The 14,681-nt window shown below is 71.3% G+C and carries 19 protein-coding genes, 1 tRNA gene, 1 pseudogene and 1 riboswitch; of the genes and pseudogenes, 10 read left to right on the top strand and 11 right to left on the bottom strand.

The annotated features are described in order from the left end of the window. From ACBY01_RS12985 to ACBY01_RS12960, 6 genes and pseudogenes are all read left to right on the top strand, one after another. Nucleotides 1-103, top strand: a pseudogene (locus ACBY01_RS12985) (IS481 family transposase); the annotation flags it as partial. A 135-nt stretch (nt 104-238) separates the two neighbouring features. Further along, nucleotides 239-700 carry an IS5 family transposase gene (locus tag ACBY01_RS12980; protein ID WP_416461305.1) on the top strand — a complete coding sequence of 154 codons (462 nt, stop codon included), beginning with the start codon at nt 239-241 and terminating at the stop codon, nt 698-700. A gap of 129 nt (nt 701-829) precedes the next feature. Continuing rightward, nucleotides 830-1,036, top strand: coding sequence for a hypothetical protein (locus ACBY01_RS12975; protein WP_416461304.1), 207 nt, complete (start codon nt 830-832; stop codon nt 1,034-1,036). After that, on the top strand, nt 1,033-1,368 hold the full coding sequence (locus tag ACBY01_RS12970; protein WP_416461302.1) for an Ogr/Delta-like zinc finger protein: 336 nt from the start codon (nt 1,033-1,035) through the stop codon (nt 1,366-1,368). Before ACBY01_RS12975 ends, ACBY01_RS12970 begins: the two co-directional genes overlap by 4 nt. Nucleotides 1,369-1,483: 115 nt before the next feature. Then, the gene (locus tag ACBY01_RS12965) at nt 1,484-1,945 is read left to right on the top strand and encodes a hypothetical protein (protein WP_416461301.1); all 462 of its coding nucleotides are present in this window, start codon (nt 1,484-1,486) and stop codon (nt 1,943-1,945) included. Between the two features lie 391 nt (nt 1,946-2,336). Further along, on the top strand, nt 2,337-2,561 hold the full coding sequence (locus ACBY01_RS12960; RefSeq protein WP_416461300.1) for a hypothetical protein: 225 nt from the start codon (nt 2,337-2,339) through the stop codon (nt 2,559-2,561). 27 nt (nt 2,562-2,588) lie between these two features. Here the strand turns inward: ACBY01_RS12960 and ACBY01_RS12955 are convergent. Continuing rightward, nucleotides 2,589-2,663: transfer RNA gene (locus tag ACBY01_RS12955), tRNA-Gln, on the bottom strand. 44 nt (nt 2,664-2,707) lie between these two features. Further along, nucleotides 2,708-3,808, bottom strand: a complete 1,101-nt coding sequence (locus ACBY01_RS12950; protein WP_416461299.1) for a branched-chain amino acid aminotransferase — start codon at nt 3,806-3,808, stop codon at nt 2,708-2,710. Nucleotides 3,809-3,887: 79 nt separating this feature from the next. Here ACBY01_RS12950 and ACBY01_RS12945 point away from each other — a divergent pair, with 79 nt between their 5' ends. Further along, a complete protein-coding gene (locus ACBY01_RS12945; protein ID WP_416461298.1) occupies nt 3,888-4,379 on the top strand; it encodes a MarR family winged helix-turn-helix transcriptional regulator in 492 nt (163 codons plus the stop codon). Nucleotides 4,380-4,505: 126 nt separating this feature from the next. Here ACBY01_RS12945 and ACBY01_RS12940 read toward each other — a convergent pair whose 3' ends face one another. From ACBY01_RS12940 to cobU, 7 genes are all read right to left on the bottom strand, one after another. Beyond that, complete coding sequence (locus ACBY01_RS12940) at nt 4,506-5,318, bottom strand: pyrroline-5-carboxylate reductase family protein (RefSeq protein ID WP_416461297.1); 813 nt, start codon at nt 5,316-5,318, stop codon at nt 4,506-4,508. Next, complete coding sequence (locus tag ACBY01_RS12935; protein WP_416461296.1) at nt 5,315-5,815, bottom strand: type III secretion system chaperone family protein; 501 nt, start codon at nt 5,813-5,815, stop codon at nt 5,315-5,317. Before ACBY01_RS12935 ends, ACBY01_RS12940 begins: the two co-directional genes overlap by 4 nt. 158 nt (nt 5,816-5,973) lie before the next feature. Beyond that, nucleotides 5,974-6,267 (bottom strand): accessory factor UbiK family protein, encoded by a 294-nt coding sequence (locus ACBY01_RS12930; protein WP_416461295.1) that lies wholly within the window; start codon nt 6,265-6,267, stop codon nt 5,974-5,976. 20 nt (nt 6,268-6,287) lie between these two features. Then, complete coding sequence (locus ACBY01_RS12925) at nt 6,288-6,842, bottom strand: TspO/MBR family protein (protein ID WP_416461294.1); 555 nt, start codon at nt 6,840-6,842, stop codon at nt 6,288-6,290. Nucleotides 6,843-7,074: 232 nt separating this feature from the next. Next, nucleotides 7,075-7,821: a TlyA family RNA methyltransferase gene (locus tag ACBY01_RS12920; protein ID WP_416461293.1), complete on the bottom strand. Its 747-nt coding sequence runs from the start codon at nt 7,819-7,821 to the stop codon at nt 7,075-7,077. A gap of 40 nt (nt 7,822-7,861) precedes the next feature. Then, nucleotides 7,862-9,244 (bottom strand): L-serine ammonia-lyase, encoded by a 1,383-nt coding sequence (locus tag ACBY01_RS12915; RefSeq protein WP_416461292.1) that lies wholly within the window; start codon nt 9,242-9,244, stop codon nt 7,862-7,864. A 98-nt stretch (nt 9,245-9,342) separates the two neighbouring features. Next, a riboswitch (glycine riboswitch) is annotated at nt 9,343-9,433 on the bottom strand. A gap of 40 nt (nt 9,434-9,473) precedes the next feature. Continuing rightward, the gene (gene cobU / locus ACBY01_RS12910; protein ID WP_416461291.1) at nt 9,474-9,995 is read right to left on the bottom strand and encodes a bifunctional adenosylcobinamide kinase/adenosylcobinamide-phosphate guanylyltransferase; all 522 of its coding nucleotides are present in this window, start codon (nt 9,993-9,995) and stop codon (nt 9,474-9,476) included. A 35-nt stretch (nt 9,996-10,030) separates the two neighbouring features. Here cobU and ACBY01_RS12905 point away from each other — a divergent pair, with 35 nt between their 5' ends. The 3 genes from ACBY01_RS12905 to ACBY01_RS12895 are packed head-to-tail and all read left to right on the top strand — an operon-like array spanning nt 10,031 to nt 13,435. Next, nucleotides 10,031-11,053, top strand: a complete 1,023-nt coding sequence (locus tag ACBY01_RS12905; protein WP_416461290.1) for an aminotransferase class I/II-fold pyridoxal phosphate-dependent enzyme — start codon at nt 10,031-10,033, stop codon at nt 11,051-11,053. Continuing rightward, nucleotides 11,007-11,984, top strand: a complete 978-nt coding sequence (cbiB, locus tag ACBY01_RS12900; RefSeq protein WP_416461289.1) for an adenosylcobinamide-phosphate synthase CbiB — start codon at nt 11,007-11,009, stop codon at nt 11,982-11,984. The genes ACBY01_RS12905 and cbiB overlap by 47 nt, the downstream gene beginning before the upstream one ends. Next, the gene (locus ACBY01_RS12895; RefSeq protein WP_416461288.1) at nt 11,972-13,435 is read left to right on the top strand and encodes a cobyric acid synthase; all 1,464 of its coding nucleotides are present in this window, start codon (nt 11,972-11,974) and stop codon (nt 13,433-13,435) included. The genes cbiB and ACBY01_RS12895 overlap by 13 nt, the downstream gene beginning before the upstream one ends. On the opposite strand, the gene cobS is transcribed toward ACBY01_RS12895, so the two are convergent. Next, the gene (gene cobS, locus ACBY01_RS12890) at nt 13,412-14,122 is read right to left on the bottom strand and encodes an adenosylcobinamide-GDP ribazoletransferase (RefSeq protein WP_416461287.1); all 711 of its coding nucleotides are present in this window, start codon (nt 14,120-14,122) and stop codon (nt 13,412-13,414) included. The genes ACBY01_RS12895 and cobS overlap by 24 nt on opposite strands. Further along, nucleotides 14,119-14,661 carry a histidine phosphatase family protein gene (locus ACBY01_RS12885; protein WP_416461309.1) on the bottom strand — a complete coding sequence of 181 codons (543 nt, stop codon included), beginning with the start codon at nt 14,659-14,661 and terminating at the stop codon, nt 14,119-14,121. Before ACBY01_RS12885 ends, cobS begins: the two co-directional genes overlap by 4 nt. Nucleotides 14,662-14,681 lie beyond the last annotated feature (20 nt).

Raw genomic sequence — 14,681 nt, 5'->3', positions numbered from 1 at the left:
CAGCGGCCTCACACCCTACGAATACATCGCCAAGCTCTGGACCTCAGAGCCAGAACGCTTCATCGTCAATCCGATCCACCAGATGCCGGGACTGAACACCTAGCGAATGGGCGGTGAAGCATCGACCGCCGCGCGGTTCTGGGCACAGCAGGACGGACATGCAATGCAAAGCTGTGTCCGCAATCTGATTCCAAATTGCCGACTTTACTGCCGAGCAGAACACTGACTCAGCGTTGGCATGAGCCGATATGATCTGACCGACTACGAATGGCGCGTGATTGAGCCGCCGTTACCGAACAAGCCCCGGGGCGTGCCGCGTGTCGACGACCGCCGCGTGCTGAACGGCATCTTCTGGGTATTACGATCCGGCGCGCCGTGGCGCGACCTGCCCGAGCGCTATGGTCCGCGTACCACCTGCTACAACCGCTTCGTGCGATGGCGAAAGGCGGACGTCTGGGATCGGCTGATGAACGCCATCACCGCTGCGCACGACGGTGACATCCAGATGATCGACAGCACCTCCATTCGCGCCCACCAGCAGGCCGCGACGGCAAAAACCCCCGACACCTCGGCGGATGCCGTGCTGCAGATCGCCGGTCGCCTCGGCTACCCGGCGGCGGCGGCGGTCGCCGGTCGCTCGATCGCGTGCATCCGCGACTGGACCAACGAGGCGACGACCTCCTGCCCCAGCTTCGCCTAGGCGATCGCGCTCGACGCCGCCTTCATCGCTGCTGGCGGCGAGAATGCGCCGCTGCACGACGCCTATGCCGCCAAGCTGGAGATCGTCGTTGCCGAGCGCACCGCCTGCGCGCGCACCCTTTCCGGCGAGGTGGCGACCGCCGCTCGCGAATTCGGCGACCTGATCGCCGCCAGTTTGCCGGTCTGTCAGCCCGGCCACAGCCCCAACGACGTGCAGCGCGCGCTGCTGGAGGCCGACGAGGCCGAGAGCGCCGTCGCCGCCGTCAAGCGCCGGCTGTTCAGTTTCCTCAAGACCGGCGCGGGGCCGGTCGGGAAAGCCGGGGGTTCCCACCAATGAGTCGCATCGCGCGTCCGCGCCAGCCCACCTTCGATTGCCCACACTGCCGATCGCGCGCGATCGTGCGCAGCAGCGCCCAGATCGCGCCGCTGGTGCGGGAGCTCGATTACGTCTGCACCAACCACCACTGCGGCCACACCTTCGTCGCCCAGCTGGAGGCGGTGCGCACCATCGTGCCCAGCGCGATGCCGAGCCCGCTGGTCCACCTGCCCTTCGGCAACCGCAACCTGGGCCCCAAGCGCCTCCCCCTGCCCGCCAACGACGACACCCGCGTGCCCGCCAATGAGGACGGCCCCAGCGTCGCCCGCGCGCCTGATCCCATGAGCGGCTGATCCATCGCGGCCCGCGCCGCGCTCCCGCTTCTCCCCGAGTGCCCCTTCCCCCCGGCTGCGACCCCGCTGCCGGCATCGCCCCAGCTTTGCCCCGTGCCCCGAAAGGATGCCCGTCATGCTCCACCGCCACGCTTTCGCTACGTCGCCGCGCACGCGGTTCCTCCCCCGCGTTCCTGACGCGCAGCCGCTGACCCCCGAGGGCTATCTGCGCCTGCGCCGCAAGGCGGTGGGGCTGGATATCCGCGACCTCGCCGCGCGCCTGACCGACCTGTGTACCGCGTTGGTCGGGGCCGGCGAACTGTCCGCCGACATGCTCGCGGCTCGCGAGGACTTCGTCTCGATCCTGATCATGCTTGAGGCGCCGGGCGTCCGCGCCCGCAGGCGGGAAACGCTCGAGGCGATCGCCGCGGTGATGCCGTTCGATGCCGACGTCTACCAGCAGCTCGCCGACGCGGATCCGCGTCGCCACCCGCGCGTCTGCCGCGGCTGCGGCACCTCGACCCAAGATCACGACATGCCCAGCTGGGCGACGACGACCAGCTGCACCCGCTGCGATCCCGCCGGAGAGGGCCTGTGACCGCCCGCCGCGTCCTCAAACGGCGGGAGATGACCCGCCGCACTCTGCGCGCCCTGGTCCTCGCCGGCGGCATCGTTGTCGCGATGCTCTGCATCCCGGTGCTGATCGTGAAGACCTTCGCCGATGCCAAGGGCCAGCGGTGATGGAGCCCCGCGCCAACCGACCGGCGCCGTGGCCAGCGGCGACCGCGCGGTCTTCCTCGGCCTCGGCCCCCGCGGCGCGCATTGCGATGTCCTCGCCGTGCGCGGCCGGTTCGCTACGATTCACGTCGACGGGCACCGTCCCGTCCTCGCCCTCGTCAGCGATTGCCACCCAATCCCCCGCCGCCCCCCGCCCATGTGGTGAACCGATCAAGGAGGCGGAAAAGAGCGAGCCTAAAAACAGGCTCAGCATGGGCGAGCGTGCACGCCGGATAACGCTGCTGCGGGAGGCCGCCGACCTGTTCGGCACAGCCCGCGCGGCTGCGGCGCTGCGCATCGAGCGCCGCTCCTTCCGGGCCAAGCTCGAAGCATCCCGCGGCGTCGCGACCACCGACCTGCGCGCGATTGCAGACGCACTCGACCGGCACGCCGCCGCTGCAGCCGCGCACGCCGCTGCTATCCGCAACAACCTGTAAAGGGGGAATAAACGCAAGGAAAACAGATGGCTGGGGCGGCAGGATTCGAACCTGCGTATGACGGTACCAAAAACCGTTGCCTTACCGCTTGGCGACGCCCCAACAGCCGCGCGCCTTATACCGGGCGCGGGCGTCGTGGGAAGGGGTTATCCGTCGATCCGCTCGAGCCAGCCATAGGGATCGGCGGCGCGGCCGCGCTGGAGGTTCTCCAGCGTCTCGCGCAGCGCCATCGTGCGCTCGCCGGGGCCGCCGTTGCCGATCGAGAAGCTGCCGTCGGGCGAGGAGACCTTGCCGATCGGCGTCACCACCGCGGCGGTGCCGCAGGCGAACGCCTCGCGCAGGCGGCCGCTCTTCGCATCCGCCTCCCACTGGTCGATGCCGTAGCGCTCCTCGCGGACGGTGAGCCCCTGGTCGCGGGCGATGCGCAGGATCGAATCGCGGGTGATGCCCGGCAGGATCGTGCCGGTCAGCGGCGGCGTCTGCATGCTGCCGTCGTCGAAGACGAAGAAGATGTTCATGCCGCCCAGTTCCTCGATCCAGCGGCGTTCGGCCGCGTCGAGGAACACGACTTGGTCGCAGCCCTGGCGGATCGCCTCGGCCTGCGCGACCAGGCTGGCGGCATAGTTGCCGCCGCACTTGGCATCGCCGGTGCCGCCGGCCGCCGCACGGCTGTATTCCTGCGACACCCACAGCGAGACGCTGGGCGCGCCGCCCTTGAAATAGGCGCCGACCGACGAGGCGAGCACGATGTAGAGATATTCGGCCGAGGGCTTCACCCCCAGGAACACCTCGCTCGCGAACATGAAGGGACGCAGGTAGAGCGCCCCGCCCTCGCCCCCCGGGATCCAGTCGCGCTCGACCAGCGACAGCTCGCGGCACGAGGCGAGGAACAGGTCCTCGGGCAGTTCGGGCATCGCGAGCCGCTTCGCCGAGCGCTGGAAGCGTTTGGCATTCTCTTCGGGACGGAACAGGCCGATGCCGCCGTCCTCCAGCCGATAGGCCTTGAGCCCCTCGAAAATCTCCTGCGCGTAATGGAGCACGGCTGCGGCCGGATCCATCTGCACGGGCCCGCGCGCGACGATCTGCGCATCGTGCCAGCCCTTCTCGTCGGACCAGCGTGCGATCGCCATGTGATCGGTGAAGACCCGACCGAAGCCCGGGCTCACCAGCTTCTCCGCACGCTCGCTGGCCGGAAGCGGCGAGGCGTTCGGGGTCAGAGGAAAGCGAACATCGGACTGGTCGGTCATGGTCTGCTCCGTCGGCGCAAAAAGGCGCGGTGCCGTTCCGGCTTGCGGTGGCCTAAGGCCACTGGCAGAACAGGTCAACATGACTGTCCCAAACCTCGCCGCCTCGGCGCAGTTCCTGCGGGAAACCGAAATCCGCCGCGGGTTCGAGCTGCTCTATTTCGGCCAGTCGAGCCTGACGCGGGTCGCCGATGCGGAGCTCGACGCGCAGAAGCTTGGACGGGCGCATTATCGCGCGCTCTACTTCATCGCGCGCAAGCCCAGCCTGTCGGTGAGCGAGCTGCTGCGGCTGCTGGCGATCACCAAGCAGTCGCTCGGCCGGGTGCTCGGCGACCTCGCCGAGCGCGGGCTGGTCGAGAGCCGCAGCGACGATCGCGACGCGCGCAAGCGGCTGCTGCGGCTGACCGCGGAGGGCACGGCGCTGGAGGCGCGGGTCTACCAGCTGCTGCGCGAGCGGCTCGCCAAGGCGTACCAGGCGGCCGGACCGGAGGCGGTCGCCGGTTTCTGGACCGTGCTGGAAAGTCTGATCCCCGACGCCGACCGCGCGATGATCCGCGCGCTGGGCGAGCGCTGACCCGGAAGGAACCCAGCCGTTCCCCGGCGGAGGCCGGGGCCCGGTCGGGGATGCCGCAGCGAGATGCCCGACCCCGGCACCATCGCAACTGGGCCCCGGCCTCCGCCGGGGAACGCGCGATGGGAGCTACCCGCGCGCGGCGGCGGCCATTTCGGCGTTGCGCCGGGCCGAGGCCGCCAGCGTCTCCGCCAGCAGCCGGCGCAGCGCGTCGTCGCGATCCAGCACGTTGAGCCCTTCGCGGGTCGAGCCGCCGGGACTCGCCACCCGGTCGGCCAGCGTCGCGGGCGAGACGTCGGCGTCGCCGGCGAGCAGCCCGGCGCCCTCGACGGTGGCGATCGCCAGCCGTTGCGCCTGATCCTTGGGCAGGCCCAGTGCGGCACCGGCGGCGGCCATCGCGTCAACGAAGCGGAACACGAACCCCGGTCCGCAGCCCGACAGTGCGGTCACCACGTCGAACAACGGCTCGTCGCCGATCCACTCGACCAGCCCCAGCGGCGCCATCAGTGCGGCGGCGGCATCGCGCAGCGCAGCGTCGCAGCTGTCGCTGTGGAGCGCGACGACGCCCTTGCCGATCGATACCGGCAGGTTGGGCATCGCCCGCACGATCGCCTCCGCCTGGAAGCGCGCCGCGAGCGTGGCGTTCTCCACGCCGGCGAGGATCGAGAGCAGCAGCCGTGGCCGCAGCTGGCCGACCGCCGTCGCGGCGACGGTGTCGAGTTGCTGCGGCTTCATGCCCAGCATCAGCGTCGCGGGTGGCGGCGCGTCCTCGGGCACCGCGGTGACGACGCAAATGCCCTCGATCGGCAGCGTGCCGCTGCGATTGATGACGGTCACGTCGCCGGCATCGACGGTGCCGGCGGCGAGCCAGCGGCGCAGCATCGCGCCGGCCATGTTGCCGCAGCCGACCAGCCAGAGCGGTCCGGGAAGCGGCGCGCTCATGCCTCGCCCTGCGTTTCGATCATCGAGGCGGCGATCGCCTCGCGCGGGGACTTGCCGCCCCACAGCACGAACTGGAACACGGGGTAGAAGCGTTCGCACTCGTCGATCGCGCTTTCGACCAGCACCTCGGCCTGGTCGAGCGAGAGCGCCGCCTCGTCCGCGTCGATCAGCGCGGCGTGGCGGAACAGCAGGATGCCGCTCGACGACCACAGCTCGAAATGGCCGATCCACAGCTGCTCGTTGACCAGCCCGATCGCCTCGTACACCGAACCGCGGCGGTCCTCGGCAACGCGCACGTCGGGGAAGGCCAGGAACTGGAGCACCCCGTCGTCGGCGCGCCAGATCGCACGCAACTCCAACTCGCTCCAGCTTCCCTTGACCTTGGCGACGATCTCGTCCTCGTCGCGCTGATGCGACCAGCCGTGCGCCGCGAAATAGCGCTCCAGCATGTCGATCGGCGCGGCAGCGTCGCGATCATCCTCGGCTTCGTCGAGCATCAGGTCCTTTCAACGGCGGCGGAAATCATGCCGCGAAATTGCCAAGCGGCGCGCCCCGACACAAGGTCGACGCGCGCCGCCGGATCAGAAAGCTGGGGAAAACTCTTCTGGGCGTGGCGGAAGCGCGATGGGACGCTCCCGCCAACCGCAGCCCGGCCTTAGCCGATGCTGTCGCCGGCGAGCGGCTCGACCGCGGCCGGGGCGGAGTTCGCCAGCTGTGCCTCGAGCGCCTCGATCCGCGCCTTGAGCGCATCCGCCTCGTCGCGGGCGGCGGCGGCCATCGCCTTCACCGCCTCGAACTCGTCGCGTGCGACGAAGTCGAGCCCGCCGATCCACTCGCGGGCGCGCTCGCGCGCGGCGCTCTCGCCCTCGCGCGCCATCCCGGCGATGGTGCCGGCGGCACCGTTCACGAACTTGGCGAAATCGTCGAAGATCCGGTTTTCGGATTGCATGTGTCAGGTCCTTCCCGCGTCTAGAGTGTCATTTGGGCGGACCCGCCCCCCGGTACAAGAGCCTCCGCATCGGGATTGAGCCGGTCGATCTGCCAGGTGAGCGCGGTCGCAAGCGCAAGCCAGGCGATGTACGGCGCGAACAGCAGCGCCGCGCGCGGGCGGATGCGGGCGAACAGCCAGGTCGTGAGCAACACCAGCGCGAGCAGCACCAGGATCAGCACCAGCGCCGCCGACACGCGGTGCGCGCCGAAGAACAGCGGCATCCACGCAAGATTGAGCACCAGCTGCACCGCGAACGCCGCAACCGCCGGCCCTCTGCCTGTGGCCCCGCGTGCATCGAGCACCATCGCCAACGCCACGCCGAGCAGCACGTAGATCAGCGTCCAGGCGACGGGGAAGGCCCAGTCCGGCGGGGTGAAGGACGGCTTGGCGAGCGCGGCGTACCAGGCGTTGTCGGAGCCGGCGGACACCAGGCTCCCCGCCGCCAGCCCGAGCAGCAGCACCAGCGGCACCGTGACGATCGCCCAGCGGAGAAAGCCTGCGCGCAGCTGCGCCCGGGAAGCGATTTGGTTCACGCGCTCGATCCTGTCCAACGGTTGCGCCGTGTCTGCGGTGCGGCGGGATGCAATGCAAGCGGGCTGTCCCTATTCGGGATTTCGCTATTCCTTACATCTTCGTCATGCTGACGAAGGTCAGCATCCAGACACGCAACACAAGAGGCGTTAGCGGAGCGGCAATGGATCCTGACTTTCGTCAGGATGACGACGAAAAGCGAAGGCATGTGCATGGCGGTGCCAGCCGCTCCCTTCAATCGCTGCCGGCGTCCGGGGCATGCGCGGCGATCAGGAACTCGACGTTGCCCTCGGGCCCGGTGATCGGGCTCGGCGTCACGCCCTCGACGCGCCAGCCGCCGCCGGTGAGCCACGCGGCGACCTCATCGCAGACGCGCGCGTGCACGGCGGGGTCGCGAACCACCCCGCCCTTGCCGACCTCGCTGCGCCCCGCCTCGAACTGCGGCTTGACCAGCGCGAGCAGCCGCGCGCCCGGCTTCGCGAAGCCCAGCGGCACGTCGAGCACCTTGGCGAGCGCGATGAAGCTCGCGTCGCAGACGATCAGGTCGATCGGTTCGGGGATATGAGCCGCGGTGAGCAGGCGGGCGCTGGTCTGCTCGTGGACGACGACGCGGTCGTCCTGCCGCAGCTTCCACGCGAGCTGGTTGGTGCCGCTGTCCACCGTATAGACTCGCGCCGCGCCGCGGGTGAGCAGCACGTCGGTAAAGCCGCCGGTGGAGGAGCCGACGTCGATCGCGACCGTGCCGTCCACCGCCCAGCCGAAATGGTCGAGCCCGTGGGCGAGCTTGATCCCGCCGCGCGACACCCAGGGATGGTCGCGCCCGCGCACGTCGAGCACGACGTCGTCGGCGATCTGCTGGCCGGGCTTGTCGATCTTGCGGTCGCCGGCGAACACCAGCCCCGCCATCACTAGCGCCTGCGCGCGGGTACGGCTTTCGGCAAGGCCGCGGTCGACGAGCAGCTGGTCGGCACGGATCTTCATCGCCGCCGAATGGCCCGGAACGCCGCTCGCGGCAAGCCGCTCAGCAGGCGACGACGTTGACCGCCAGACCGCCGAGGCTGGTTTCCTTGTACTCGGAGCGCATGTGGTCGCCGGTCTGGCGCATCGTCTCGATCACCGCGTCGAGCGGCACGACGTGGCTGCCGTCGCCGTGCAGCGCCAGATGCGCGGCGTTGACCGCCTTCACCGCACCCATCGTGTTGCGCTCGATGCACGGCACCTGCACCAGTCCGCCGATCGGATCACAGGTGAGGCCCAAATTGTGCTCCATGCCGATCTCGGCCGCATTCTCGATCTGCTGGTTGGTGCCGCCCAGCACCGCGGCGAGCCCGGCCGCGGCCATCGAACAGGCGACGCCGACCTCCCCCTGGCAGCCCATCTCGGCCGCCGAGATCGAGGCGCGCTTCTTGTAGAGGAAACCGATCGCCGCCGCGGTCGCGAGCAGCATGCGCGATCCTTCCGGCGACGCGCCCTCGACGAAGCTCTCATAGTATTTCAGCACCGCCGGGATCACGCCTGCCGCGCCGTTGGTGGGCGCGGTGACGACACGGCCGCCGGCGGCATTCTCCTCGTTAACCGCGAGCGCCCACAGGCTGATCCATTCCATGACCGATGCGGGGCCGGCGCGATCCTTGCGGGCGAGCAGCGTCGCGTGCAGCGCCTTGGCGCGGCGGCGGACGTTGAGCCCACCCGGCAGAATGCCCTCGGCCGCGCAGCCGCGCTCGATCGAGGCGAGCATCGCATCGCGCACCGCATCGAGGAACGCGTCGGTTTCGCCCTCGCTGCGCCAGGCGCCTTCGTTGCGGCGGACGATCGCGCCGATCGACAGGCCAGTCGCCTCGCCGATCTCCAGCAGCTCGGCGCCCGAATCGAACGGGTGCGTCACCGCGGCGTTGGCGATGTGCAGCGCAGCCCCGGCCTCCACGACCACCCCGCCGCCGATCGAGAAATAGGTGCGCGAGACTTCCTCGCCCTGCGCGTCGGCGGCGGTGAAGCGCACCGCATTGGGATGGCCGGGGAGGAACTCGTGCGAGAAGACGATGTCCTCGGCGGCGAAGTCGATCGGCACCCGCCCGCCCAGCGGAAGCCTGCCTTCATCGCGGACGCTGGCGAGAATCGCGGGGATTGCGTCGGGGTCGACCGCGTCGGGCAGATGCCCGGCAAGCCCAAGGATGACTGCAGTGTCGGTGGCATGGCCGCGCCCGGTCAGCGACAGCGAGCCGAACAGCTCGCAGCGGACGCGCACCGGCTGGATCGCGTCGAGCGCGGCCTCGGCAAAGGCGTGCGCGGCGCGCATCGGTCCGACGGTGTGCGAACTCGACGGACCGATGCCGATGGTGAACAATTCGGTGACGCTGATCGCACGGCGCGCGTCGGCGCGGGATTCGGCAGAAGGTTCAGGCATATCCACTCCCCGCCCGATGGCGGCTGCGTGCCCCTCTGTCCCTCCTGCCTGAGAATGCTATCCCGTCGGCGGACGCGTTCGCGTCTCTCTCCAGATGTTGATGACGACCGGTCCTTCTGCCTGAGAGTTTCCGGGGCGGTTGCTCCTTCGGCGCCAGGCTGCCGCCCGATCTCTCCCGTGTCGTCGCCTCCACGCTTCTGCCGCCGCCGGCCGAGTGTCAAGCGCTGCGTCACTTGACGACGATCGGCAGCCCCGCGACCGTCATGTGGACGCCGCCGACCGCGGCGGCGACCCGCTGGTTGATCGTGCCGGCGAGATCGCGAAAGCGCCGCGCCAACGCGTTGTCGGGCACGATCCCCAGCCCAACCTCGTTCGCGACCAGCAGCACGCGCGCACGCGCCGTGCGGAGCGCCTCCAGCAGGGCCGCAATGTGTGCCTCGGCATCCTCCTCGCCGAGCAGCAGGTTCGACGCCCACAAGGTCAGGCAGTCGACCAGCAGCACCGCATCCGCGCCATCGGCCGCCGCGATCGCGCCGGCGAGATCGAGCGGCGCCTCCACCGTGGTCCAGCGCGCGTCGCGATCCTCCCGGTGCCGACGGATGCGGTCGGCCATCTCGGCATCGAACGCCTGCGCCGTCGCGACGAATACCAGCCGGCCGCCCGCCGTCTCCGCCAACCCCTGCGCGTAGCGGCTCTTGCCCGATCGGGCGCCGCCCAGCACGAGCATCGTGCGGTGCGGTTCGATGCTCATGACGATGCCCCTTGCCTGTTGCGCCCACAATGCCGATGGACGCCGGCACGGAGGAAGTCGAGGCTTTGGCATTGCGCGCACTGATGGTCCACGGCGGCGATCTCGACGAGGCGGCGCGCTGCTTCCCCGACGCGCCGCGCCCCTGGCTCGACCTGTCGACGGGGATCAACCCGGTCGCGTGGGAGCCGGCGGCGATGCCGGACATCGACTTGCGCGCGCTCCCCTCAGCAGCGGCGCGCGCGGCGCTGGAGGCCGCAGCCGCCCAGGCGTTCGGCGCGGAAACCGTCGCGATCACCGCGCTGCCCGGGAGCGAGCTGGGGCTGCGGCTTCTCGCCGGTCTCGGCCTGCCGGCGCCGGTGCGCGTCGTCACGCCCGGCTATCGCACGCATGGCGAAGCGCTGCCGGGTGCCGCCGCGATCCCAGCCGAAGCGATCGACACAGTGGCCGACGGCACGTTGCTGCTCGCCAACCCGAACAACCCCGACGGCCGGCTGCTCGCGCCCGAGCGGTTGCTGGCGATCGCGCGGCGCCTGGGCGAGCGCGGCGGCGTGCTGGTGGTCGATGAAGCCTTCGCAGACAGCGTCCCGGACGCCAGCCTCCTGCCGCATCTGACGACCGGGGATCGCGTGCTGGTGTTCCGCTCGTTCGGCAAGTTCTTCGGGCTGGCCGGCGTCCGGCTGGGCTTCGCATGCGGCGCGCCCGATCTCGTTGCAACGCTGCGCGATCGGCTCGGCAGTTGGCCGGTATCGGCGGCCGCACTCGCAATCGGCACCGCCGCCTATCGCGATGCCGCGTGGATCGAAGCAGCCCGCCGCGACCTTGCTGGGCGCTGCGCAGCACTCGATCGGGTGCTGCGCGCGCATGGGCTGACCCCGTTGGGCGCTTGCCCGCTGTTCCGCCTGATCGAGACAGCCGACGCCGGCATCCTGTTCGCCATGCTTGCCCGGCATGGCATCCTCACCCGCCCGTTCGACTATGCCCCGCGTTGGTTGCGCCTCGGCGTGCCGGCAAATGCGGCGGCGCTCGACCGGCTCGATCGGGCGCTGTCCGATCGCTGAGCCCATCGCCCTGCTCGCGCTCGCGACCGAGGCGGCGATCGGCTGGCCCGACCGCCTGTACGCGCGCGTCGGCCACCCGGTCGGCGGCTTCGCGCGGCTGATTGCGGCGTGCGAGGTGCGTTGGAACCGGCCCGGCCGATCGGAGCGCGCACGCCGGGTTGCCGGGGTAGCGACGGTCGCCTTACTGATCGGCGTAGCCGCCGGCGGCGCGTGGTGTGCCGAGGCAGGTGTCCGCGCGCTGCTCGGCGAGGCCGGCTGGATCGGCGTCGCGCTGCTCGCCGCGCCAGGGCTGGCGCAGCGCAGCCTCGACGATCACGTCCGCCCCGTCGCCGCGGCGCTGGTGGCGGGGAACCTTCCCGCGGCGCGCACCGCAGTCGGCCGGATCGTCGGCCGCGACACCGCGAAGCTCGACGAGGCCGGCGTCGCCCGCGCCGGGATCGAGAGCCTGGCGGAGAGCTTCTGCGACGGCATCGCGGCGCCGCTGTTCTGGCTGCTGCTGCTCGGGCTGCCGGGGCTGTGGGCGTACAAGGCGATCAACACCGCCGACAGCCTGATCGGCCACCGCGAGCCGCGCTGGCGCGCGTTCGGCTGGGCCGCGGCGCGGATCGACGATTTCGCCAACCTCGCGCCCGCCCGGCTGGGTGGCGCGATCCTCTGCCTTGCCGGCGGGCGCGGCTGGCGGACGATGCTGCGCGACGCGCACCGCCACGCCTCCCCCAACGCCGGCTGGACCGAAGCGGCGATGGCGGGCGCGCTGCGCGTGCGGCTGGCGGGGCCGATCGCCTATGACGGCGTCGTCGCGGCCAAGCCGTGGATCGGCGGCAGCTTCGCCGATCCGGATGCGCGCGACGTCGCCCGCGCGCTGCGCGTCTATCGCCGCGCGTGCCTCCTCCTCTGGCTGATCGCGGGAGCCGTCGCATGGGCGCGATAATGTTGCAGGGCACCGGCTCGGACGTCGGCAAGTCGGTGCTGGTCGCGGGCCTGTGCCGTGCGCTCGCCAACCGCGGCCTGCGCGTGCGCCCGTTCAAGCCGCAGAACATGTCGAACAACGCCGCGGTCACGCCCGACGGCGGCGAGATCGGCCGCGCCCAGGCGACGCAGGCGCTGGCGGCGCGCGTTCCCGCCAGCGTCGACATGAACCCGGTGCTGTTGAAGCCGCAGGGCGACCGCACCTCGCAACTGGTGGTGCGCGGCCAGGTACGCGGGATCCTCAAGGCGGCGCAATGGCGACAGGGGCGCGAGGGGCTGCTCGACGAGGTGCTGGCGAGCTACCGCCGGCTATTCGATGAGGCCGACATCGTCGTGGTCGAGGGTGCCGGCTCGCCCGCCGAAATCAACCTGCGATCGGGCGACATCGCCAACATGGGCTTCGCGCGCGCCGCGGGCGTGCCGGTGGTGCTGGTCGGCGACATCGATCGCGGCGGGGTGATCGCGTCGCTGGTCGGCACGCGTGCGGTGATCGACCCCGCCGACGCCGCCACCATCCACGGCTTCCTCGTCAACAAGTTCCGCGGCGATCCCGCGCTGTTCGCCGACGGCTATCGCGCGATCGAGGACCGCACCGGCTGGCGCGGGTTCGGGGTGGTGCCGTGGCTCGCCGATGCGGGCCGGCTGCCGAGCGAGGATGCGGTCGCGCTTCAGCGGCGCGAGGCGCGGGTCGACGGGCGCGTCGTGGTGGCCTGCCCGATCACCGCGCACATCGCCAACTTCGACGATCTCGATCCGCTGCGGCTCGAATCCGGCATCGAGCTGGTGATGGTGCCGCCGGGCACGCCGATCCCGGCGGAGGCGGAGTGGATCGTCCTCGCCGGCTCGAAGGCGACGATCGCCGACCTGAAGTTCGTGCGGGCGCAAGGGTGGGACATCGACATCCTCGCCCATCATCGCCGCGGACGGCCGGTGCTGGGGCTGTGCGGCGGCTACCAGATGCTCGGCCGCAGCATCGCCGATCCCGACGGGATCGAGGGGCCGGCGGAGACGGTCGCCGGGCTCGGGCTGCTCGACGTGGCGACGGTGCTCGGCGGCGACAAGGCGCTGGTCGAGGTGCGCGGCAACGCCCACGGCGCGGGCTTCGAAGGGTACGAGATGCACCTCGGCCGGACGACGGGGCCGGACACCGCGCGGCCGGTTGCCCGCTTCGACGACGGGCGCAGCGAGGGGGCGACCAGCGCCGACGGGCTGGTGACGGGGAGCTACGTCCACGGGCTGCTCGGCGCGGCGGGGCAGCGGCGGGCGTGGCTGGCACGGCTGGGGGTGGCGGCAAGCGGCCCCGACCATCGCGCCTCGGTCGACGCCGCGCTCGACGCGATCGCCGCAGAGCTCGAGCGCTACGTCGACATCGACGCGCTGGTTGCGCTGTCAGCCCTGGCCGATCGCGGCTAGCGCCAGCAGCAGCCCGGTTTCGACCAGCTCGATCCCGGCGCCGTGCGCATCGCCGGTGACGCCGCCCAGCCGGCGATGCAGCCACCACGCGACGCCGGCGATCAGCAGCGGCGCGGCGAGCAGCGCCGGCACGCCCACGCATGCTCCCGCCAGCATCAGCGCCCAGCCCCACAGGTCGCGCGGCCGCACGGCCGCCGCGACGCTCGCGCCCAGCCCCGGCTTGAGCGGCGGCAGCCAGCGCGCCCAGCCGAGCGGGCCGATCCGCGCCGCGAACGGCACCAGCACCAGCGCGAGCCACTGGCCCCCGACGGCGTGCAGCAGCAGCAGCTTGGCGAGCAGTTGCAGCCCGATCGCGACCACACCGAAGCTGCCGACATGCGGGTCGGCCATCACCGCGAGCAGCCGGCTGCGGTCGCCATGCGCCGCGCCGATGCCGTCGGCGAGATCGCAGAGCCCGTCGAGGTGCAGGGCGCCGGTGATCGCCACCCAGCAGCCGAGCGCCGCCAGCGCGCCGACCCAGGGATCGACCAGCGCGCCGAGCCAACCGGCACCGGCCACCGCAAGACCGACGATCATCCCGACGAGCGGATAGCAGCGGATCGCCGCGGCGAAGTCGCCCGCATCGCCGCCGACGCGCGGCACCGGCAGCCGGGTGAGAAAGCCGATCGCGAGCAGCAGCCGCTTCACGCGCGCAGTCCCGTAATCTGCGCGGCGGGGGCATCGCCGCGCCACAACCGCAGCGACAGCACCGATCCATAGGGCAGATCGAACGCCCAGCCCTGCCGCCGATCGAAGCCGCACGCCGCGACCAGCGCGGCGCGAATCGCCCCGGCGTGGCTGACGACGAGCGTCGGTCCGTCGATCGCGTCCAGTGCTCCGGCAACGCGCGCGAGCAGCGCCGACCAGCGTTCGCCCGCCGGCGGCGGTGCCGCATCGGGGTCGTCCCAGAAGCGACCCAGCGCGGCTGCGTCGACGTCCGCCGTCGCGAGCCCATCCCATTGGCCGAAGTCCAGTTCGCGCCAGCGCGCGTCGACGTGCAACGGCACGGAGAGGTCGGTGGCGATCGCCACGCCGCAATCCGCCGCCCGGCGCAGGTCGGAGGTAACGACTCGGTCGACCTTCACCCCCGCGGCGGCCGCGCGGCAGGCGGCGATCCCGGCCGGCAGCACCGCGCAGTCGGTATGACCGAGCAGACGGCCGGCGAGTTTGGGCTCGCCATGCCGCATCAGGTGGAGATCGATCGGCG

This window comes from Sphingomonas mangrovi (assembly GCF_047975845.1).
GTDB lineage: Bacteria > Pseudomonadota > Alphaproteobacteria > Sphingomonadales > Sphingomonadaceae > Sphingomonas.
This window is presented reverse-complemented; position numbering and strand designations above follow the sequence as displayed.

Excerpts from the sequence above, each read along its gene's own strand:
- ACBY01_RS12945 (WP_416461298.1), top strand. The coding sequence starts at position 3,888 with ATGACTGTCCCAAACCTCGCCGCCTCGGCGCAGTTCCTGCGGGAAACC.
- ACBY01_RS12950 (WP_416461299.1), bottom strand. The coding sequence starts at position 3,808 with ATGACCGACCAGTCCGATGTTCGCTTTCCTCTGACCCCGAACGCCTCG.
- ACBY01_RS12980 (WP_416461305.1), top strand. The coding sequence starts at position 239 with ATGAGCCGATATGATCTGACCGACTACGAATGGCGCGTGATTGAGCCG.
- cbiB (WP_416461289.1), top strand. The coding sequence starts at position 11,007 with ATGCGGCGGCGCTCGACCGGCTCGATCGGGCGCTGTCCGATCGCTGAG.
- ACBY01_RS12935 (WP_416461296.1), bottom strand. The coding sequence starts at position 5,815 with ATGCTCGACGAAGCCGAGGATGATCGCGACGCTGCCGCGCCGATCGAC.
- ACBY01_RS12960 (WP_416461300.1), top strand. The coding sequence starts at position 2,337 with ATGGGCGAGCGTGCACGCCGGATAACGCTGCTGCGGGAGGCCGCCGAC.
- cobU (WP_416461291.1), bottom strand. The coding sequence starts at position 9,995 with ATGAGCATCGAACCGCACCGCACGATGCTCGTGCTGGGCGGCGCCCGA.
- ACBY01_RS12905 (WP_416461290.1), top strand. The coding sequence starts at position 10,031 with ATGGACGCCGGCACGGAGGAAGTCGAGGCTTTGGCATTGCGCGCACTG.
- ACBY01_RS12965 (WP_416461301.1), top strand. The coding sequence starts at position 1,484 with ATGCTCCACCGCCACGCTTTCGCTACGTCGCCGCGCACGCGGTTCCTC.
- ACBY01_RS12940 (WP_416461297.1), bottom strand. The coding sequence starts at position 5,318 with ATGAGCGCGCCGCTTCCCGGACCGCTCTGGCTGGTCGGCTGCGGCAAC.
- ACBY01_RS12920 (WP_416461293.1), bottom strand. The coding sequence starts at position 7,821 with ATGAAGATCCGTGCCGACCAGCTGCTCGTCGACCGCGGCCTTGCCGAA.
- ACBY01_RS12930 (WP_416461295.1), bottom strand. The coding sequence starts at position 6,267 with ATGCAATCCGAAAACCGGATCTTCGACGATTTCGCCAAGTTCGTGAAC.
- ACBY01_RS12915 (WP_416461292.1), bottom strand. The coding sequence starts at position 9,244 with ATGCCTGAACCTTCTGCCGAATCCCGCGCCGACGCGCGCCGTGCGATC.
- ACBY01_RS12970 (WP_416461302.1), top strand. The coding sequence starts at position 1,033 with ATGAGTCGCATCGCGCGTCCGCGCCAGCCCACCTTCGATTGCCCACAC.
- ACBY01_RS12885 (WP_416461309.1), bottom strand. The coding sequence starts at position 14,661 with ATGCGGCATGGCGAGCCCAAACTCGCCGGCCGTCTGCTCGGTCATACC.
- ACBY01_RS12895 (WP_416461288.1), top strand. The coding sequence starts at position 11,972 with ATGGGCGCGATAATGTTGCAGGGCACCGGCTCGGACGTCGGCAAGTCG.